The sequence below is a fragment of the Sorangium sp. So ce128 genome (assembly GCF_051525245.1).
Classification (GTDB): domain Bacteria; phylum Myxococcota_A; class Polyangia; order Polyangiales; family Polyangiaceae; genus Sorangium; species Sorangium cellulosum_B.
In genome coordinates this window covers 13,124,519-13,143,892 of record NZ_CP150313.1, presented here as the reverse complement: position 1 = coordinate 13,143,892, position 19,374 = coordinate 13,124,519, and the positions used below count along the sequence as shown (strand labels likewise).

16 protein-coding genes are annotated in these 19,374 nt (G+C 70.7%); 13 read left to right on the top strand and 3 right to left on the bottom strand.

The annotated features are described in order from the left end of the window. Positions 1 to 44 precede the first annotated feature (44 nt). The 13 genes from gspD (at position 45) to WME82_RS49775 (ending at position 15,432) form a co-directional block, all read left to right on the top strand. Complete coding sequence (gene gspD / locus WME82_RS49835) at positions 45 to 2,651, top strand: type II secretion system secretin GspD (RefSeq protein WP_438041064.1); 2,607 nt, start codon at positions 45 to 47, stop codon at positions 2,649 to 2,651. Continuing rightward, complete coding sequence (gene gspE, locus WME82_RS49830) at positions 2,648 to 4,426, top strand: type II secretion system ATPase GspE (protein WP_437857738.1); 1,779 nt, start codon at positions 2,648 to 2,650, stop codon at positions 4,424 to 4,426. Before gspD ends, gspE begins: the two co-directional genes overlap by 4 nt. Positions 4,427 to 4,434: 8 nt before the next feature. Then, a complete protein-coding gene (gene gspF, locus WME82_RS49825; protein ID WP_437743414.1) occupies positions 4,435 to 5,661 on the top strand; it encodes a type II secretion system inner membrane protein GspF in 1,227 nt (408 codons plus the stop codon). A 6-nt stretch (positions 5,662 to 5,667) separates the two neighbouring features. Continuing rightward, on the top strand, positions 5,668 to 6,081 hold the full coding sequence (locus tag WME82_RS49820; protein ID WP_437857717.1) for a type II secretion system protein GspG: 414 nt from the start codon (positions 5,668 to 5,670) through the stop codon (positions 6,079 to 6,081). 3 nt (positions 6,082 to 6,084) lie between these two features. Next, a complete protein-coding gene (locus tag WME82_RS49815; RefSeq protein ID WP_437743413.1) occupies positions 6,085 to 6,534 on the top strand; it encodes a type II secretion system protein in 450 nt (149 codons plus the stop codon). A gap of 24 nt (positions 6,535 to 6,558) precedes the next feature. Continuing rightward, positions 6,559 to 7,257 carry a pilus assembly FimT family protein gene (locus WME82_RS49810; protein ID WP_437857685.1) on the top strand — a complete coding sequence of 233 codons (699 nt, stop codon included), beginning with the start codon at positions 6,559 to 6,561 and terminating at the stop codon, positions 7,255 to 7,257. Next, positions 7,257 to 7,916 carry a type IV pilus modification PilV family protein gene (locus WME82_RS49805; protein ID WP_438041063.1) on the top strand — a complete coding sequence of 220 codons (660 nt, stop codon included), beginning with the start codon at positions 7,257 to 7,259 and terminating at the stop codon, positions 7,914 to 7,916. The genes WME82_RS49810 and WME82_RS49805 overlap by 1 nt, the downstream gene beginning before the upstream one ends. Positions 7,917 to 7,972: 56 nt before the next feature. Further along, positions 7,973 to 8,632 carry a type II secretion system protein GspJ gene (locus WME82_RS49800; protein ID WP_438041062.1) on the top strand — a complete coding sequence of 220 codons (660 nt, stop codon included), beginning with the start codon at positions 7,973 to 7,975 and terminating at the stop codon, positions 8,630 to 8,632. Between the two features lie 3 nt (positions 8,633 to 8,635). Further along, positions 8,636 to 10,108 carry a general secretion pathway protein GspK gene (locus tag WME82_RS49795; RefSeq protein WP_438041061.1) on the top strand — a complete coding sequence of 491 codons (1,473 nt, stop codon included), beginning with the start codon at positions 8,636 to 8,638 and terminating at the stop codon, positions 10,106 to 10,108. Between the two features lie 27 nt (positions 10,109 to 10,135). After that, positions 10,136 to 11,650, top strand: a complete 1,515-nt coding sequence (gene pilM / locus WME82_RS49790; RefSeq protein WP_437743408.1) for a type IV pilus biogenesis protein PilM — start codon at positions 10,136 to 10,138, stop codon at positions 11,648 to 11,650. After that, positions 11,647 to 12,243: a hypothetical protein gene (locus tag WME82_RS49785; RefSeq protein ID WP_437743407.1), complete on the top strand. Its 597-nt coding sequence runs from the start codon at positions 11,647 to 11,649 to the stop codon at positions 12,241 to 12,243. Before pilM ends, WME82_RS49785 begins: the two co-directional genes overlap by 4 nt. Next, the gene (gene gspN, locus WME82_RS49780) at positions 12,240 to 13,517 is read left to right on the top strand and encodes a type II secretion system protein GspN (RefSeq protein WP_438041060.1); all 1,278 of its coding nucleotides are present in this window, start codon (positions 12,240 to 12,242) and stop codon (positions 13,515 to 13,517) included. Before WME82_RS49785 ends, gspN begins: the two co-directional genes overlap by 4 nt. 73 nt (positions 13,518 to 13,590) lie before the next feature. Continuing rightward, the gene (locus WME82_RS49775) at positions 13,591 to 15,432 is read left to right on the top strand and encodes an STAS domain-containing protein (protein WP_438041059.1); all 1,842 of its coding nucleotides are present in this window, start codon (positions 13,591 to 13,593) and stop codon (positions 15,430 to 15,432) included. Between the two features lie 28 nt (positions 15,433 to 15,460). Here WME82_RS49775 and thrC read toward each other — a convergent pair whose 3' ends face one another. The 3 genes from thrC to WME82_RS49760 all read right to left on the bottom strand — a co-directional run bounded on the left by thrC (position 15,461) and on the right by WME82_RS49760 (position 19,374). Next, positions 15,461 to 16,801 (bottom strand): threonine synthase, encoded by a 1,341-nt coding sequence (thrC, locus tag WME82_RS49770; protein ID WP_438041058.1) that lies wholly within the window; start codon positions 16,799 to 16,801, stop codon positions 15,461 to 15,463. A gap of 52 nt (positions 16,802 to 16,853) precedes the next feature. Beyond that, positions 16,854 to 17,939, bottom strand: a complete 1,086-nt coding sequence (locus WME82_RS49765; RefSeq protein WP_438041057.1) for a serine/threonine-protein kinase — start codon at positions 17,937 to 17,939, stop codon at positions 16,854 to 16,856. Positions 17,940 to 18,009: 70 nt separating this feature from the next. Next, positions 18,010 to 19,374, bottom strand: coding sequence for an NAD(P)/FAD-dependent oxidoreductase (locus tag WME82_RS49760; protein ID WP_438045015.1), 1,365 nt, complete (start codon positions 19,372 to 19,374; stop codon positions 18,010 to 18,012).

Genomic DNA, 19,374 nt, shown 5'->3' with positions numbered 1-19,374 from the left:
CCGCCTCCCCCTACCAACCAACGCAGAGAATATCGAGTCGACTGATGGTGATGACGATCCTCGAGCGATCCTGCTGCCTCCGGAGGAGGCTCCTCGCCGCGCCGGTGGCGGCGCTCGTGCTCGCCGCCGCGGCGCCTCCCGCCGCAGCGCAGCCCGCGAACCGCGGCGTCCCCGTGCTGCGGACCCCCGGCCAGGTCCCTCCGCCGCCCGCCCGCCCCGCGCCGGGCGCGCCGGCCGCAGGCGCTCCGCCAGCTGGCGCGCCTGGCGCGGCCGCGCCCGCGCCAGGCACGCCTGGCGCCCCGGCCGACGCCGGGGACGACCCGCTCGCCGCGGTCAAGCAAGGGGTCCAGGAGATCGAGTTCAAGCCGAAGCCCGGCGGCTACAAGGTCAGCTTCAACCTCGACGAGGCCGACCTCCCCGAGCTCGTGAAGGCCATCAGCAACATCACCGGGCGCCGCTTCATCTACGGCGGCAAGCTCCGGCAGATCAAGGCCACGGTGTACGCGCCGGAGAAGGTGACCGTCGCCGAGGCGTACAGCGCGTTCCTCTCGATCCTCGCCTCGAACGATCTCACCGTCATCCCCCACGGCCGCTTCCTCAAGATCGTGGAGACGCCGGGCGCGGTGTCCGAGACGACCCCCGTGTTCGGGGCCGCCGCGCCCGTGCCCGCGGAGGACCGGTTCGTCACCCGCATGTACCGGCTGTCCCATATCGACGCCAACGACGCGGGCGGCGTCCTGAGCAAGTTCAAATCGAAGGACGGCGACGTCACCGTCTACCCGCCCGGCAACCTGCTCATCATCACGGACACCGGGTCCAACATCCAGCGCATGCTCCGGATCGTCGAGGAGATCGACGTCGGCGGCGCCGGCGATCAGCTCTGGGTGCAGCCCGTTCATTACGGCTCCGCGGCGGAGGTCGCGACCAAGCTGAACGAGATCGTCGACCCGAGCAGGGGCGCGGCGGGCGGCGGCAGGCCCGGCAGGGGCGGCGCCGGCGGCACCGGCGCCCGCATCATCGCGGACGACAGGACCAACTCCCTCATCATCACCGCCACCGAGCCGGACTACCTGCGCGTCCTCGGCATCCTGAAGCGCCTCGACGTGGCGCAGACGGGCGAGGGGCAGGTCCACGTGCTCTCGCTCCAGCACGCCGGCTGCAAGGAGCTGTCGGCGACGCTGAACCAGGTCCTCGGCGGCGGGAGCGGCGGCGGCGCGCCCGTGGGCGGCAGGCCGGGCGCGCGCGCCGCCCCCGCGGTGCCCGGCTCGACCGACGACATCTTCGAGGGGCAGGTCAAGGTCACCTGCGACGAGGCGAGCAACAAGCTCCTCATCACGTCGTCGCCCCACGATTATGCCCAGCTGCGCGCCGTGATCGACGAGCTCGACGAGCCGCGGCGGCAGGTGTTCATCGAGGCCGTGATCATGGACGTGAACGTCAGCCGCTCGCTCGATTTCGGCATCGGCTACCACGCCGGCGCGCCGTTCGACGGCCTCGACCCGAACGACAGCGTCGTCTACGGCGGCAACAACATCCGCCAGTCCGTCATCGGCCTGCCGGCGCAGCTCGGCGCGCTCGCGCTCGGCATCAAGGGCCCCGCGATCACGGGCTCGAACAACATCCTCGGGACGGGCATCTCGATCCCCGCGTTCGGCGTCGTCCTGCACGCGCTGGCCCAGGACGGCGACTCCAACGTCCTCGCGACGCCTCACATCCTCGCGACCGACAACGTGGCGGCCGAGATCTCGATCGGCCAGAACATCCCGCTCCAGACCAACGTGGGCGGCGGCGGGCTCAACCAGCTCGCGAGCCTGGCGGGCGGCGCTGGCGCCGCGGCGGGCGCGCTCGGCGGCCTCGGCGGCCTGCTCGGCGGCCTCGGCGGCCTCGGCGGCGGCACCGCCGCGCGCCAGGACGTCGGCACGAAGATCAAGGTCGTCCCCCACGTCAACGACTCGGACCAGGTGCGGCTGGAGCTCTCCGAGGAGATCTCCGACGCCGGCGCCCCCCTCGAGGGCGCGCTCGGCGCGATCCCCATCAACAAGCGCACCGCGAGCACCACGCTCGTCGTCCGGGACCAGCAGACGGTCGTGATCGGCGGCCTCATGCGCGACGGCATGACCACCTCGGAGACGAAGATCCCCGTGCTGGGCGACATCCCGGTGCTCGGGTTCCTCTTCCGGCAGCGGGTCAAGACCAAGACGAAGACGAACCTCCTCCTCGTGCTGACGCCCTACGTGATCCGCGACCAGGACGATCTCCGGACCATCTTCGAGCGCAAGATGCAGGAGCGGCAGGAGTTCATCGACCGTTACTTCGTCTTCAGCGAGAGCGCCGCGTGGGAGCCGCCGCGCGACTTCGGCCGCGCGAACGGGCTCCTCGAGGACATCCGCCAGTCGATGCTGGCCGAGGAGGAGCGGGCGCGCCTCGAGGAGGAGGCGCGCCCGAAGGGGCCGCGCGAGCACGTGCCGGTGGACCCGGTCGGCCTGCCGACGTTCGGCGGCAAGGCCACCGGCGCCGCGCACATGCAGCCCGGCGCAAACGACATGGAGGGCGAGCCGGCCCAGCTGCCGCCGCCCCCGAACGGCGCCCCGCCGCCGCGGCCCACGCGGCGGCCGCCGGGCGGCGGACGGCAGATGGAGCGCGTGGAATGAGCCTGCAGCAGCAGCAGTACCTCGGCGAGATCCTGGTCCGGCGGGGCGTCGTCCCCGCGGAGCGGCTCGTGCCGCTCTACGACACCGTCCGCGAGCGCGGTCAGCAGCTCGCGGAGCTCATCGTCTCGTCCAACATCGCCGACGAGGCGAGCATCGCCAAGGCGCTCGCGGAGGAGTGCGAGGTCGGCCTCCTCCCGCGCATCGACATCGACGCGGTGCCGCTCGAGCTCGCGAGCCGGGTGCCGATCACCTACGCCAAGCAGCACAAGATCCTGCCGCTCGCCGAGCACGACGGGGTCGTCTACTGCGCCGTCGCCGACCCCCTCGACACGACGGCGATCGACGACGTGCGGGCGCTGTTCGGCAAGCCGGTCGAGATCGCGGTCGCCACGAGCGACGCGGTGCTGAACGCGATCAACCGCATCTGGGAGCGCAAGGAGGACGGCGGCGCGAAGCTCGAGGGCGACACGGCGCTCGAGGAGGACAACCTCGTCGACATCATCGACTCGGACGACGACGCCCCGATCATCGCCTGGGTCAACGGCCTCTTCGCGCAGGCGGTCCGCGAGCGGGCGAGCGACATCCACATCGAGCCCGAGGAGCGCGACGTCGTCGTCCGCTACCGGATCGACGGTGAGCTCTACGTCGCGAAGCGCGCCTCGAAGCAGTTCATGGCGCCGATCATCGCCCGCGTGAAGATCATGGCGGCGCTCAACATCGCCGAGAAGCGGCTCCCGCAGGACGGCCGCATCACGCTGAAGATCGCGGGCAAGAGCGTCGACATCCGCGTCTCGACCGTGCCGACGAGCCGCGGCTTCGAGCGGATCGTGATGCGCATCCTGCACAAGGCGTCGGTCCTGCTCGGGCTCGACGACCTCGGCTTCGCGCCGCGCGAGTACGCCATCATGGACGCGCTCATCCAGCGGCCGGACGGCATCATCCTCGTCACCGGCCCGACCGGCAGCGGCAAGACGACGACGCTCTACGCCTGCCTCAACCGGATCAACGAGCCCAGCCGGAACATCCTCACGGCCGAGGACCCGGTCGAGTACGAGATCGGCGGCATCCACCAGATCCACGTCCACCCCGGGATCGGGCTCACCTTCGCCTCGGCGCTCCGCGCGTTCCTCCGCCAGGATCCGGACGTGATCATGGTCGGCGAGATCCGCGACAAGGAGACCGCCGAGATCGCCATCCACGCGTCGCTGACCGGCCACCTGGTGCTCTCGACCCTCCACACGAACGACGCGGCCGCCGCCGTGACCCGCCTCGTCGAGATGGAGATCGAGCCGTTCCTCGTGCGGAGCAGCGTGATCGGCATCCTCGCCCAGCGCCTCGTGCGCCTGCTCTGCCCGGCGTGCAAGGTCGCCTACCGCCCCTCCGATTACGAGCTGCAGCAGCTCGGCCTCGACGAGGACCGGCTCGCCTGGAAGGCGCGGCGGAAGCTCTCGAACCGCTACAGCGTGCACGGACAGAAATACGATTACATCGGTCAGGACATCGACCGGGCCGTGTTCTACAAGCCCGGGGGCTGCGACGCCTGCAACCAGAAGGGCTTCATCGGCCGGCGGGGCATCTATGAGCTGATGGTCGTCGATGACGCCGTGGGTCCGCACATCCTGAAGAGCGCGGACGCGCAGACCATCAAGCGGGTCGCCATCTCCCAGGGGATGGATACGCTCCGGGATGACGGGGCGCGCAAGGTGCTCAAGGGCATCACCACCGTCGAGGAGGTGCTCGCGGCGACGCAGGAAGACGTCATCGTCGACGAGTAGGGAAGGCCGTGGCGGTATTCGAATACAAAGGCATCCTCGTCGGCACCGGCAAGCCGGTCAAAGGGGTCCGCGACGCGGAGAACGCGAAGGCCCTCCGTGCCGCCCTGCGCAAGGACGGCATCATGCTCACCGGCGCGACCGAGGAGCAGGCCGCGAAGGCGAAGGCGAAGCGCGATCTCAAGATCTTCGCCTTCGCGGGCCGCCCCTCGACGTCGGACGTCGCCGTGATGACCCGCCAGCTCGCGACGCTCATCGGCGCCGGCATACCGCTCTTCGAGTCGCTCAACGCGCTCATCGAGCAGGTCGAGAAGGAGTCGCTGAAGAGGGTGCTCACGCAGGTGCGCGAGCAGGTGCGCGAAGGCACGAGCTTCGCCAAGGCCCTCGAGGCGCACCCCTCGGTCTTCCCGCCGCTCTACGTGAGCATGGTGCGCGCCGGCGAGGCGTCCGGCACGCTCGAGGGCGTGCTGACCCGCCTGACCCTGTTCATGGAGAACCAGGCGAAGCTCGTGGGCAAGGTGACCGCCGCCCTCGCCTACCCCGCGCTGATGGCCCTCATCGGCATCGGGCTCATCTCGGTCCTCATGGTCGCGGTCGTGCCGAACGTGACCGGCATCTTCGCTTCCATGGACCAGGCGCTGCCCTGGTACACGGCGGCGCTCATCGGCACGTCGGCGTTCGCCTCGAGCTACTGGTGGCTCGTCCTTCTCGCGCTCGTGGGCGCGGTGTACGGGTTCCGCCGCTGGGTGCGGACGCCGAAGGGCCGCCTCGCGTGGGACACGTTCGTGCTGCAGGCGCCCATCTTCGGCAAGCTCATCCAGATGCTGTCCATCGCGCGCTTCGCGCGGACCCTCGCGACCCTGCTGTCGTCGGGCGTCGCGCTCCTCAGCGCGATGGATATCGTGCGGAGCGTGCTGGGCAACGCGGCCCTGGAGAAGGTCATCGTCGACGCCATCGCGTCGATCCGCGAGGGCCAGAGCATCGCCGATCCGCTGAAGCGGAGCGGCCGGTTCCCGCCGATCGTCACCCACATGATCGCCATCGGCGAGAGGAGCGGGCAGCTGGAGGCGATGCTGGAGAACGTCGCCAATGCCTACGACTCCGCCGTGGAGACCCGCGTCCAGGTGCTCACGAGCCTGCTCGAGCCGCTCATGATCGTCATCATGGGCGGCGCGGTCGCGTTCATCGCGATATCCATCCTCATGCCGCTCATCCAGATGTCGAGCTTCGTCGGGTAGGTGGCTATGGGGCGGCGCAGGCAGCGAGAGAGCACGATCTTCTTCCCCTGGGAGCGCGGCGGCGGGCTCTTCCGGCGGACCGGCGTGGCGCGGGCGAGGCCCTTCGCCGCGGGCCTCGCGATGGTGGTCCTCCTGCTGCTCCTCGGCGCGCGCGAGCGGCGGCTCGTGGGAATTCGATCGACCCGCGCCACGTTGTCCGTCGTCCACGGGGCGATCACCCTGTACCGCGCGGATCACGAGCGGCGGTGCCCGGGTTCCCTGGAAGAGCTGAAGCGCGAGGGATACCTCGCGATCGACCCGGTCGACGCGTGGGGCAGGCCGCTCCGGCTCACCTGTCCCGGAAGGAAGGATCCGGACGGATACGATCTCATGAGCGACGGACCGGACGGCGAAATAGGCGGCCTTGACAGGGTGGAGTGAGAGATGGAGACGAACAGAGCAAGCAGCGCAAGAAGGATTCGACGGCTGAGCCGGAAGCTCTCGCGGGGCGTGACCCTCGTCGAGGTGCTCATCGTCGTGACGATCATGGCGATCATCGCCGGCGGCGCCACGCTCGTGGTGTGGCCGAAGCTCAAGCAGTCGCGCGTCAAGAGCGCCTATACCGGGGCGACGATCATCAAGAGCGCCGCCGAGCAGTACCAGCAGCTCGGGGCGGGCAGCGAGGGGTGCCCGACGATCCAGGCGCTGGTCAGCGCGAAGCAGATCGACGGCAACAAGACGGACGATCCCTGGGGCCAGCCCTACAAGATCAAGTGTGACGAGAACAACGACGTCCATGTCGTGTCGTCCGGAGACGACAGGAAAGAGAACACGCCGGACGACATCCGGGACGACATGAAGCAATCGGATCTCAACAAGATCGCGGAGATGTAGCGCCGCGCGGGAGCAGGAGCGCCCATGACACGCCGTCGCACGAGGGGACTCACGCTGGTCGAGGTGCTGATCACCGTCACGGTGATCGCGCTCATCAGCGGCTCGGTCATGCTCGGCATGGGCGCTGTCACGAGCGCGCGGCTGAAGCGCAGCGCGGCGCTGCTCGCGGGCGCCGTCCGGGTCGCGTACGCCCACGCGAACGCGAAGTCGAAGCCGGTGCGGCTGGTGTTCGATTTCGAGGAGCGGATGATCGTGCTCGAGGAGTCCGCGGGTGATCTGCTCGTCGAGCGGAACGACCGGGCCGGCGGCGCCGCCGCGGCGACGGAGGCCGAGAAGGCGGCCACGGCGGAGGCCGAGGCGATCCTGAAGGGGCCGCGCGCGCCGCGGCCCTCGTTCGAGCCGGCGAAGGTGTTCGGCTTCAACCCCGAGAAGGACAGGCCCGGCAAGGAGCTGTCGAGCGGCGTGCGCTTCCTCCAGGTGGAGACCGGACACCAGGACGAGCCCGTGACAGAGGGGCGGGCGTATCTCTACTTCTGGCCCGGAGGCCAGACCGAGCACGCCGCGATCCAGCTCAGCCTGGGCGGCGGAGAGACCGAGGACGCGGTGATGACGGTGCTCGTCTCGCCGCTGACCGGCAAGACGGACATCCGGAAGGGCAAGGCGAGCATGCCCAGGCCGCGCGACGACGCCGAGGCGTCGGAGCGCGAGGACACGGGGCTCTGATGCGCGCCCGCGGCTTCACCCTGCTCGAGGTGATGGTGGCGGTCGCCATCCTCGGCCTCGGGCTGACGGCGATCCTCTCCGCGCAGGCCGGCGCCTTCTCGGCCGCGGCGCACGCGCGGAACCTCAGCCTCGCGAACGGGCTCGCGCGCTGCAAGATGACCGAGCTCGAGGAGCGGCTCGCCAAGGACGGCCTGCCGGCGCTCGACGAGGCCGACAGCGGGCCGTGCTGCGAGGGCGACGAGTCGCCGAACATCAAGTGCAGCTGGCGCATCGAGAAGCCCGAGATGCCCGAGCCCAAGTACGGCGATCTGGACCTCGACACCAACCTCGAGGGGCTCGGGGCGCTCGGCAAGCCGGGCGAGTCGAGCGGCACCGCGGCCCCGAGCGGCGACATCAACGATCTCGCGCAATCGCTGGTCGGCGGCGGCGCGGGAGGCGGCGAGTCGGGCGGCGGGATCTCGGGGCTCCTGCAGCCGTTCGTCGACATGCTCGCGCCGACGCTCCAGCCCATCTTCGAGGCGAGCGCGCGGCGGGTGACGGTCAAGCTGACCTGGAAGCAAGGGTCTCGGGAGCACGCGTTCGAGCTCGTGCAGTGGGTCACGATCCCCCAGATGGGCCAGCCCGACGAGGGCGCGGGCGGTGAGGGAGGAGGGAGTTGACCGTGGCGACGCGAAGGCCAAGCTCTCCCCGCAGGCGCCGCGGCCGCTCGCGCGCGGTGACCCTCCTCGAGGTCCTCGTCTCGGTCGGCATCCTGGCGCTCATCGGGACGCTCATCTACGGCGCGTTCGACGGCATGAGCCGCGCGCGCTCGGGCATCGCGCGGATGGGCGACCGCTACCACCAGGGCCGCGCGGCGATCGCCCGCATCTCGCGCGAGCTCCAGACGGCCTTCCTGTCCAGGCACCAGCCGGCCGACAAGAACATCGTCGTGCGGCTCACCGCCTTCGCGGGGGACGACTCGTCGCCCGCGGACCGCGTCGATTTCACCGCGTTCGCGCACCGGAGGCTCCTCCGGAACGCGCACGAGTCCGATCAGTGCGAGATCGGCTATTTCGGTGCGCGCGACCCGGAGCGCGACAGGCTCGATCTCGTGCGGCGAGAGGCGAGGACCATCGATACCGAGCCGACGAGGGGCGGAGTCGTCAACGTGCTCGCCGAGGACATCGAGAGCTTCAATCTGCAGTACCTCGACCCGATCACCGGGGAGTGGGTCGACTCGTGGGACTCGACGCAGCCGGCGGCGCAGCTCGACCGGCTCCCCTCGCAGGTGTGGGTGACGCTGGTCCTGAACGGCGGGCCTGGCGGGGAGCCGATCAAGTTCGAGTCGAAGGTGCCACTCCCGATGCAGGTCCCCATCGCCTTCGGGGCCAACTGAGCCATGAGCCGCCCGAAGAGCCCCCACGCCGAGGACCGCGCCGCAGAGAGGCCGACCTCCGGGCGCGCGCGCCGCCGCCTCCGGAGGCGGCGCGACCGGCGCGGCGTGGCGCTGGTCATGGTGCTCGGCGCGATCACGGTGCTCACCGTGTTCCTGACCGAGCTCCAGGAGGAGACATCGACCGAGCTCTCCGCGGCGCTCGCCGATCGCGACGCGCTGCGGGCCGAGTACTACGCGAAGAGCGCCGTGAACCTGTCGCGGATGCTCATCGCCTCCGAGCCGAGCGTCAGCACGGCGATCGGGCCGATGCTCGCGATCGTCGGGATCAGGGGGAAGTTCCAGGTGCCGGTCTGGAAGTTCACCGACATGTTCCTCGGCCCCTTCAACGCGCAGCTCGCCGAGGGCGAGGGCAGCGCGGCGCCGCCCCCCGAGGCGGCGGGCGAGGGCAGCGCGACGGGCAAGAACCTGGGGCTCACCGGCGGCGGCCGCTTCGAGCTCAAGATCGTCGACGAGGACTCGAAGATCAACGTCAACCGCGCCGCCGACGACGTGGGCGGCATCTCCGATCAGATCGCGGTAGGGAACCAGCTGCTCAGCCTGATGAGCGACGCGCAGTACAACACGCTCTTCGAGGAGCGCGACGGCGACGGCCAGTTCTCGGACCGCGCGACCATCTGCAGCGCGCTCATCGACTGGGCCGACCCCGGCGACCAGACGTTCGCCTGCGACGCGACGCCGAACGCCCCGAGCTCCACCGGCGCCGAGGACAGCTTCTACCAGACGGTCGGCCTCTCCTATCAGCGCAAGAACGCCCCGTTCGACTCGGTCGATGAGCTGCGGCTGATCCGGGGCATGAACGACGACTTCTGGGCGACGTTCGTCGACCCGGATCCGAGCAACCCGGACAAGCGGGTCCTGACCGTCTGGGGCAGCCGGAAGCAGAAGGTGAACGTCTCGTCGGCGAACGCGCTGACGCTGCTCAGGCTCACGTGCACCGCCGATTTCGTGGATATCGCGACGACGACGCTCTGCACCGACGTGAACCAGCAGACGGCGTTCCTCACCGTGGCGTCGCTCGTGCAGAGCATGACCGGGGGGCTGCTCTTCCCCACCCCGAAAGATTATGTCGATGCGATGACCCAGAAGGCGGGCAGCTCGCTCGGGGGGATGCTCGGGCAGCAGTTCAAGGCGATGGGCGTCGAACCGGTGAAGTTCAAGCCGAACGTCACCAAGTCCCTCGGCAACAGGACCAACTTCCTGAGCATCTACGCCGATGGCATCGTCCCGGGGAACAAGCGTGAGACGCGCGTGCGCGTCCATGCGGTGGTCGATCTCACGGGGGCGACGAAGCTCGACGATCCGGCCAAGGATCCCAAGGACCCCGCTCAGCCCAGCACCCCTCCGACGCCGGAAACGTACGAACAACAGGTGCGATCGAACCCTGCCGGGACGATCATCTACTATCGCATCGACTAGGACACCCCTCCGGGAAGAAGCGCGCAAATGCACAGGCTGCTCGGGATAGATGCTGGAAAATCCGTGGTGCGGGCGGCGCTCATCCGCACCACGTACAGGAGGGTCTTCGTCGAGGCCCTCGGCGAGGCGGCCGTCACGGACGGCGTCTCCGAGGCCGAGGCCATCCGCGCCGCCGTGGGGCTCCACCGCCCCGACGCCGCGGCGATCGCGCTCTCCGGGGAGAAATCGTTCTACCGCCGCCTCGACCTGCCGGCGGCCGCGCAGAAGGAGGTCGAGAACGTCCTCGGCTTCGAGCTCGAGGCCACGGTGCCGTTCGAGATGGAAGACGCGGTCTTCGACCACCGCCTGCTGAAGCGGCCGCCCGGCGTGGAGACGCTGCCGGTCTTCGCCGCCGTCGCGCGCGTGGACGACGTGCGCGAGCGCATCGCCGTCGTGAAGGAGGCGCTCGGCTTCGAGCCGGAGCGGGTCGCGCTGGGCGCGGTGGCGCTCGCCAACCTCGAGGCGGTGATGCCGGAGCTCGCCGCGCCGTCGCCCGCCAGCGCGCCGATCGCCCTGCTCGACCTCGACTACCTCACGTCCGAGATCGTGATCGTCTCCGGCGGCGAGCCGGTCTTCGCCCGGACGCTGTCGCGCGGGACGGCCGGCCTCCCCGGCACCGCGCCGGCGCTCGCGCGCGAGCTCCGCCAGACGCTCGCGGCGTGGCGCAACCTCGGCGGCGAGCCGCTCGCGGGGCTTTACCTGGTCGGCGGCGGCGCCACCGCCCAGGGCGCGGAGATGTTCCTGGCGACGCAGCTCGGCCTCACGATCCTGCCGCTGCCGACCCCTCGCATCGAGGGGCTCACGCCCGAGCAGGCCGCGGCGCTGCCCCGCTTCGCCAAGGCGCTCGGGCTCGCGCTCGGGCTGACGCCGAAGACCAAGGGGTTCAACCTCCGGAAGGGCGCGCTCGAGGCCGAGCGCAGCTACCCGTTCCTGCGCGAGAAGATCCCGATCCTCGCCGGACTCGGCACCGTCATCGCGCTGAGCTTCGGGTTCTCCATCGTCGCGGAGCTGCGCACCCTCGACGCGGAGCGGGAGCTGCTCGCCGCCTCGCTCGCGACCGCCTCCCACGACGTGCTCGGCGAGGAGACGAGCGACCCGCAGAAGGCCCGGGAGCTGCTCGAGCAGGGCCCCGGCGCGGCCGACGAGGACCCGATGCCCCGCGTCGACGCCTTCGACGTCATGGTGCAGCTCTCGAAGGCCGTGCCGAAGGAGATCACGCACGACGTGCTCGAGCTCGACGTGAACCGCGGCCACGTGACCCTCCAGGGCGTCGTCCCGTCGGTGTCGGACGCGCAGATCATCGCGGATCACATGAAGGAGCACCGCTGCTTCCGCGACGTGAAGGTCGGCCGGACGAGCCAGTTCACGGAGGGCAAGCACAAGTACGTCCTCGAGCTGGATCTCAAGTGCGAGGACAAGACGAAGAAGAAGAAGACCGGCGCCGCTGACGCGGCGGAGAGCGCCTCGGCCGGCGCGCCGGAGAAGCCGGAGGGATCGCGATGACGCTCCGCGAGCGACTCGACAAGCTGGAGCCGCGCGAGCGCAGGCTCCTCACCATCCTCCTCGGATTCCTGGCGGTGATCGTCCTCTTGCTCGTGCCGATCGGGCTCGCGAGCGTCGCGTCCAGCAAGCGCGCCGAGAACCAGGAGATCCGCGACCTGCTCCAGTCGATCTACGAGGCCTCGGGGAAGGTCAGCGAGCGCAAGGCGCTGAAGGACGCGCTGCTCGCGCGCTATTCGCGGCCGGCGCCCGCGCTCGCCGGCTTCATCGAGGACGCGGCGAAGCAGCAGCAGCTCACCGCCGCCGAGTCGCAGGATCGCCCCGACGTCCCGCACGGCAAGAAGTACACCGAGCGGATCACGGTGGTGAAGATGCACAGGATCGGGATGCTCGGGCTCGCCAAGATGCTCGAGCACATCGAGGGCTCGGGCCACCCGGTCGCGGTGACGAAGCTGAACCTCAAGCCGCGCGCCGGGGAGCCGGACTCCTACGAGGTCGAGCTCGGCATCTCCGCGTTCGACCGGAAGGGCGAGCCCCAGCCGGCGACCCCCGCGCCGTCCGCGCCCCCCGCCGAGGAGGAGGAGCAAGAGCCATGAAGGCGCGGCTCATCAAGATCGCGAGATGGGCGGCCTACCCGCTCTTTTACCTCTTCTGTCTGGGGCTCTTCGGCTACCTCACGTTCCCCTACGACCGGCTCAAGGACCGGCTGATCGCCGAGTTCGACCGCACGCAGCAGAAGCGGGGCCCGAGCCAGGCGCAGCGCCTCGAGATCGACGAGCTCGACTCGTACTGGTTCACGGGGGTCGAGATGAAGGGCGTGCGGCTCATCCTGCCGCCGGGCGAGCTCGGCACGAGCAGCAGGCCGAGCGCCGCCGCGGCCTTCGCCTCGGGCGACGCCGCCAAGGACAGCGCGCCGAAGCCGAGCGTCATCGAGATCGACGAGGCGCACGCGCGGGTGAAGATCCTGCCCCTCCTGATCGGGCGGATGCGGGTCTCGTTCTGGGCCAGCGTGTTCGGCGGCGAGATCGAGGGCGTGGTCCCGATGGGCCGATCGGGCGGCGACGTCCACGTCGAGGTCTCGGACGTGGAGCTCGCCAAGGTGGGTCCGCTCGGGGACATCCTTGGCCTGCCGATCGCCGGCACGCTGAGCGCGAACCTCGATCTCAGCGCGCCCGAAGGCAAGTTCAACAAGGCGAACGGCGCGCTCGAGGTCTCGGCCAAGGAGGTCTCGGTCGGCGACGGCAAGACGAAGATCCAGGGGCTCATCGCGCTCCCGGAGGCCAAGCTGGGGGAGCTGCTCCTGTCGGCGGAGGCGAAGGAAGGGGTCCTCAAGGTCACGAAGATGTCCGCGAACGGCCAGGATCTCGAGCTCGACGGCGACGGCAAGGTCAACATGCGCGAGCCGTGGAACAACTCGACGGCGGATCTCTACGTGCGCTTCAAGTTCACCGACGCGTACCGTTCGAAGAGCGATCTCACCAAATCGCTGCTCGGCGCGCCGGGGTCGAGCGTGCCCGGGCTGATCGAGATGCAGCAGCCCAAGATGAAGCGGTCGAAGCGAGCGGACGGCTTCTACGGCTGGCACGTCCACGGCCCGCTGAAGCGGCCCCGGTTCGACCCGCACGCGGCCGAGTCGCCCGCCGCGCGGGGCCGCGGCACGCCGGGCGCGAGCCCGGCCACGACCACGAGGAAGCCCGGCGGCGTCAACATGCCCCTCGGCGCCTCCGAGGCCGCCCCGAGGGAAGGCGAGGAGCACGAGCCCCCTGTGATGCCCCCGCCTCCGCCCCCGCCCTCCACCGAGGACGAGTCCCCCACACGGCCGCCGTCACCTCCGCCCGTAGACGGCGAGGGCACGCCTCCCGTTGAATAGAGCGGGGTGCAGCTTCGTGCGACGAAGACGCGCCTCGCTCTAGGACCCGGACCCACGCTCCAAGGACTCGTTGATGGGGGATCCCAGCTGGCAGCAGAACCGGCGCATTTTGCTGATCGACGACGACGAGGCGATCCACGAGGATTTCCGCAGGATCCTCCGATCCGAGGCGGAGGGCTCGACCTTCGCGAGCCTCCAGCCGACGCTGTTCCGCGAGCCGCCCGCCCGGCGGCCGGTGAGGTTCGAGCTCACGTCCGCGACCCGCGGGGAGGAGGGGCTGGCGAAGGTCCGCGAGGCGCTGCAGAGCGGCGCGCCGTACGCGCTCGTGTTCGTGGACGCGCGCATGCCGGGGTGGGACGGCGTCGAGACGCTCTCGCGCATCTGGAAGGAGGACGGCGCCATCCAGGCGGTCCTCTGCGCGGCGGACTCGGGTGACTCGTGGGAGGAGATCGCCGCCCGGTTCGGGCAGACCGACAACCTCCTCATCCTCGCCAAGCCGTTCGACCCGAGCGAGGTCCGCCAGATGGCCTTCGCGCTCACCGAGAAGTGGAACCAGCGCCGCGCCCTCGCCGAGGCCAATTACAAGGTGTCGGCGCAGTACACCGTGACCAGGATCATGGTCGAGTCGACGACGCTCTCCGAGGGCGTCCCGGCGCTCCTCGGCGCGCTCGGGGAGATGCTCGGCTTCCGGTTCGCCGCCCTGTGGCTCGGCGACGACGAGAGCGACGGGCTGCGCTGCGAGCACACCTGGAGCGCCGCGCCCGACGACTCGATCGCGCTCGAGGCGGCGACCCGGGGCGCGCGGTTCGCCCGCGACGCCGGGCTGCCCGGCCGCGCGCTCGCCCAGGGGGAGCCGACCTGGTTCAGCGACCTGGACGCCGAGGCGGACGACCCGCGCGCGCAGGCGGCGCGCGGCGCCGGCCTCCGCTTCGCGGTCGAGCTCCCCATCGCGGTCCGCGCCGACGCGCAGGTCGCGGCCGTGCTGGAGCTCATGGACGCCGAGCCGCGCGCGCCCGATCCGGGGCTGCTCGACGTCCTGCTCGCCATCGCCGCCAAGGCCGGCCACTTCATCGGCAGCAAGCGCGTGGAGGCGGCCCTGCGCCGGAGCGAGGCGAACAACCGCGCGCTGCTCTACGCCATCCCCGACACGATCCTCCGGATCAGCAGCGACGGCATCTGCCTTGATTTCAAGGCCTCGCGGGACCCGAGGCCGTCGCTCCGCGCCGAGGATCTCCTGCACAGGCACGTCGCCAACGTGTTCCCCGCCCACGTCGCCGAGCAGATCACCGGCCTCGTGGCGCGAGCGCTCGCCGACGAGGCGACGCACGTCTTCGAGTACCAGGAGCAGCTGGCGGGCGGCGCGCGCGACTACGAGGTCCGGATCGCCGGCAGCGATCGGGCGGAGGCGGTGGTCATCGTGCGGGACATCACGGAGCGAAAGCGCGCCGAGACGGAGACCGAGGCGCGGCGCGCCCGGGAAGAGGCCCTCCGGGCGCAGAACGAGATCCTCGCGGCGCTGTCGACCCCGCTCATCCCGATCAGCGACGACATCGTCGTGATGCCGCTCGTCGGCGCCCTCGACAGCCAGCGGACGCGCCGCGTGCAGGAGACGCTGGTCCGCGGCGTCGCCTCCCGCCGCGCGCACGTCGCGATCCTCGACATCACCGGGGTGCCGCGGATCGACGGCGCGTGCGCCGACGCGCTCCTCGGCGCCGCGACGGCGGTGCGCCTGCTCGGCTCGGAGGTGATCATCACGGGCCTGAGCCCCGACGTGGCCAGGACGCTCGTCGAGATCGGCGTCGACATGAGCGGCATCGTCACGCACAACACCCTGCAAAACGGCATCGCCTCCGCGATGACCTCCGCGAACGCGCGCGGACGGCGCCGGCGGCGCCGCGCGAGGTCGCGCGGGTAGCGGCCGGCGGCCCGACCTTGCCGGAGCGTCAGCGCTTGCTGGTCTGCGCGGCGTGCTTGTCGAGGGCGGCGAGGACGCGGTCGTAGTCGGGCGGCAGCGCGACCGGCGGGTTGGCGAGCCGGCTCGTGACGTCCGCGAGCGCGCGCTCGTGGTATTTCACCTTGAACTCCGTGAACTTGAGGCCGTTCGCGGTCGAGACCACGACGACCCGCTGGCGCTTCTCCACGAGGCCCTTCTTCACGAGCTTCTCCAGCGCGGCGAGGGCGACCGCCGTGTGCGGGCAGGTGTACATGCCGGTGCGATCGGCGCGGGCCGCCGCGTCGCAGAGCTCGTCCTCGGTGACCTCCTCCGCGACGCCGTCCATCGCCTTGAGGGCCAGCATCGCCCTCGGCGCGCTCACCGGGTTGCCGATCTGGATCGCGCTCGCCAGGGTCTCCCCCGCCTTCATCGGCACGACCTCGCTCCGCCCCTCGGACCACGCCTTGAAGAGCGGGTTGGCCCGCGCCGCCTGCGCCACGCAGAGGCGCGGGAACCGCGTCGTCAGGCCGAGGTCCTTCAGCATCTTGAAGCCCGCGTAGAGGGCGTAGGCGTTGCCGAGGTTGCCGCTCGGGAGGATGACCCAGTCGGGCAGCGTCCAGTCGAACTGCTGCACGATCTCGATGGCCACGGTCTTCTGGCCCTCGAGCCGCAGGGCGTTCATCGAGTTCGCCAGGTAGACGACGCCCTCGGCCGAGAGGCGCTGCACGATGGCCATGCAGCCGTCGAAGTCGGTGTCCAGCGAGAGGACCAGCGCCCCCGACGCGATCGGCTGGACGAGCTGCGCCGTCGACACCTTGCCCCGCGGCAGCAGCACGACCACGGGCAAACCGGCCGCCGCCCCGTACGCCGCGAGCGACGCCGAGGTGTCCCCCGTCGACGCGCACGCGATCGCGCGCACCTCGAGGCCCTCGCGGATCGCCTTGTTCACCACCGAGACGAGCACCGTCATGCCGAGGTCCTTGAACGACCCCGTGTGGCTGTTGCCGCAGAGCTTCACCCAGACGTCATCGAGCCCGAGCGTGCGGCCGTAGCGGTCTGCCCAGAACAGGTTCGAGCCGCCCTCGTCCATCGACACGATGGCCTCGTCCGGGACCTCGGGCGCGACCCACTCCCGCTTGCCCCAGACCCCGGAGCCGTAGGGCCACACCGTGCGCTTGTAGCGCTCGTCGAAGAGCTTCATCCACGTCGCGGGGCTCCGGTCACGGAGCGCGTCGATGTCGTGGGCGACGTCGAGCAGGCCGCCGCAGGTGGGGCAACGGTAGAGGGGCTGCGTCAGCGGGTAGCTGCCGGCACAACCGGTCAGGCATCGGAATGCAGCAGAGTAGGCCATGGCAATCGAATCTCCTGGGTGGCGGGAAGCGCCCGCGGGAGGTGGTGTCGGTTCAGTCGAAGCGTGGGGCTTCCATGCCGAGCCGCCTATAGAAGTAGATCGCCGCGTTCCTGGCAAACGATCCCTGCGGGAGATACACGTCGCCGGGCTCCCGCAGCGGCTCGTCGGCCGAGAGCGGCCCGTCCCGGTCGCCGGCCAGCCGCTCGAGATCCTCGAGGAACGCTTCCATCGAGGGATAGCGGTTGTTCGGGCTCTTCCGGATCGCCTTCAGGATCACGGACTCGAGCAGCGGATCGAGGCTCCGGCGCCTCTCCGAGGGGCGGGGCGGCGGGGTCACGAGCTGCCGGGCGAGGAGCTCCGACTGCTCCGAGCGCGGGAACGGGAGCTCCCCGGTGAAGGCCCGGAACATGACGATGCCGAGCCCGTAGACGTCGGTGCGGGCGTCGGGCAGGTCGCTCACGACCTGCTCGGGCGCCATGTACTCGAGGGTGCCCACGGCGGTGCCGGTCGCCGTGATGAGGTCGGCGGCCTGGATCTTCGCCAGACCGAAATCGAGCACCTTGACCGCGTACGGATCGCCCTGCGGGCCCACGAGGTAGATGTTGTCCGGCTTCACGTCGCGATGGATGATCCCGGCCCGGTGCGCGGCGGCGAGCCCGGACGCGGCCTGGGAGAGCACCGGGATGGCGAGGTCCGCGTCCATGCGGCGCTCGCGCCGGAGCCAGTCGCCGAGCGACTCGCCGAAGAGGTACTCCATCACGAGGTAGGGCGCGCCGTCTTCCGAGCGCGTGCCGGCGTCGAGCACCCGGACGATGTTCGGGTGCCCGATCGTCGCCGCGCTCTGCGCCTCGCGCACGAACCGCTCGCGCGTCCGCTCCGCCCGCGCGGCGAACTCCTCGAGGACCTTGATCGCGACCGGCTGGCCCGTCTCGATCTCGACCGCGAGGTAGACGCGCGCCATCGCCCCTTTGCCGAGGTAGCCGCGCACCTCGTAGCGCTCGCCAAGGACGGTCCCGCGCAGCCGGGTCGGCTTGTACCGGAACAGGTCGACGCGCCGGCCCTCGGTGAGCTCCGCGCCGTCGTAGGGGCAGAACCGATGGCCCGCGTCGTACTCCCGGTGGCAGCGCGCGCAGAACATGGCCCCGCATCGAATAGCGCCCCGCGCTCCGGCCACGCAAGCCCGCTCGGCGGCCCCCGCGCTAGCCGCTCTAGCCCGCCTTGCGCGGCGAGCGCCCCGTCAGCTTGGTGTACGCGTGATAGCCGAGCCAGCGGAGCGGCTCGGGCGGGACGCCCCGGAGGGGGGCCATGTAGAACGGCAGATCCCGCCACCGCGCGTCGTCGCCCGCGTAGATGTCGCAGAGCACGCGGCCCGCGAGGTTGGCGAGCGTCACGCCGTGGCCGCTGTAACCGAGGGCGTAGTACACGTTCCGGTGCTCGCCGCGCACCCCCATGCTGCAGAGCCGGCTCATCGTGATGCCGAGGGTGCCCGTCCAGCGGTGCGCGATCCGCAGCCGCTCGGCCGCAGGGAAATAGCCGGTGAGCCGGCGCCGGATGGCCTCGAACGCCGGCCCTGCCGACCCGGGTGTGCCAGGGTAGGAGGTCTTGTTCCCATAAAGGTAGGCATACGCGGCGTTGCTGCCCCCGCCGAACACGAGCTCACCTGCCGGCGTCATGCTGGCGTACGCGATCCGGTCGCGGTCGTCGCTGAAGCCGGCGACCTGCCCCCAGCCGAGCGCGGCGCGCGCCTCGGCGTCGAGCGGCTCGGTCGCGATGACGTGCGAGTGTAGCGGGAAGATGCCGGTCTTGAAGTAGCCCAGGCGCGGCGTGTAGCCGTTGGTGGCGAGCACGATGGCCGCGGCCCGGACGACGCCGCCCGGCGTTGTCAGCTCGATCGTGCGCCCCTCCCGGATCCCGAGCACCGGCGTGTCCTCGTGGACGGCGACCCCCCAAGCGAGCAGCAGCGGGCGCAGGCAGCGCAGCAGGTCGACCCCGTTCAGCTGCCCCTCGGTCGCGTCCAGCACGGCCCCGGCCGCGCCCTGGATCCCGAGCCGCTTCGAGAGCGCCGCGCCGTCCAGGTACTGTAGCGAAATGCCCCAGCTGGCCAGCTGCTCCACCCGCGCGTGCGCCGCCTCGGCCCGGCGCGCGTCGGTGAGCACCTCCATGCATCCGTCACGGCGGTGGCGCACCAGGAGGTCGTGCTCCTGGATCATCCCGACGATGCCGTCGATCCCCGCGCGCGTCGTGTCATACACGCGGCGCGTGAGCTCCGGATCGCGAGAGCCCACCCCGTTGATCCAGTTCAGCATCATCCCCCCGTTGCGCCCGCTCGCGCCGTTCGCGAGGTGGCGCGCCTCGAGGATCATGACGCGGAGGCTCGGAAATCGGCGGATTAGATGGTATGCGGTGGAGATCCCGGTGAAACCTCCTCCGATGATGGCCACGTCGGCCGTCGCGTCCGCGCGCAGCGGAGGGACGGGCTCATAGACCGGACCCGCCTCGCTCCACACGGAGCGCGCGGAATCGATGTGTGTGTGCGTGTGCGTGTACGTGTCAACGAGCGCTGCACGAGCCAC

Coding starts and splice junctions, on each gene's coding strand:
- WME82_RS49820 (WP_437857717.1), top strand. CDS start 5,668: ATGGGGCGGCGCAGGCAGCGAGAGAGCACGATCTTCTTCCCCTGGGAG.
- WME82_RS49805 (WP_438041063.1), top strand. CDS start 7,257: ATGCGCGCCCGCGGCTTCACCCTGCTCGAGGTGATGGTGGCGGTCGCC.
- WME82_RS49775 (WP_438041059.1), top strand. CDS start 13,591: ATGGGGGATCCCAGCTGGCAGCAGAACCGGCGCATTTTGCTGATCGAC.
- thrC (WP_438041058.1), bottom strand. CDS start 16,801: ATGGCCTACTCTGCTGCATTCCGATGCCTGACCGGTTGTGCCGGCAGC.
- WME82_RS49785 (WP_437743407.1), top strand. CDS start 11,647: ATGACGCTCCGCGAGCGACTCGACAAGCTGGAGCCGCGCGAGCGCAGG.
- gspD (WP_438041064.1), top strand. CDS start 45: ATGGTGATGACGATCCTCGAGCGATCCTGCTGCCTCCGGAGGAGGCTC.
- gspN (WP_438041060.1), top strand. CDS start 12,240: ATGAAGGCGCGGCTCATCAAGATCGCGAGATGGGCGGCCTACCCGCTC.
- WME82_RS49810 (WP_437857685.1), top strand. CDS start 6,559: ATGACACGCCGTCGCACGAGGGGACTCACGCTGGTCGAGGTGCTGATC.
- WME82_RS49795 (WP_438041061.1), top strand. CDS start 8,636: ATGAGCCGCCCGAAGAGCCCCCACGCCGAGGACCGCGCCGCAGAGAGG.
- WME82_RS49765 (WP_438041057.1), bottom strand. CDS start 17,939: ATGTTCTGCGCGCGCTGCCACCGGGAGTACGACGCGGGCCATCGGTTC.
- pilM (WP_437743408.1), top strand. CDS start 10,136: ATGCACAGGCTGCTCGGGATAGATGCTGGAAAATCCGTGGTGCGGGCG.
- gspE (WP_437857738.1), top strand. CDS start 2,648: ATGAGCCTGCAGCAGCAGCAGTACCTCGGCGAGATCCTGGTCCGGCGG.
- WME82_RS49815 (WP_437743413.1), top strand. CDS start 6,085: ATGGAGACGAACAGAGCAAGCAGCGCAAGAAGGATTCGACGGCTGAGC.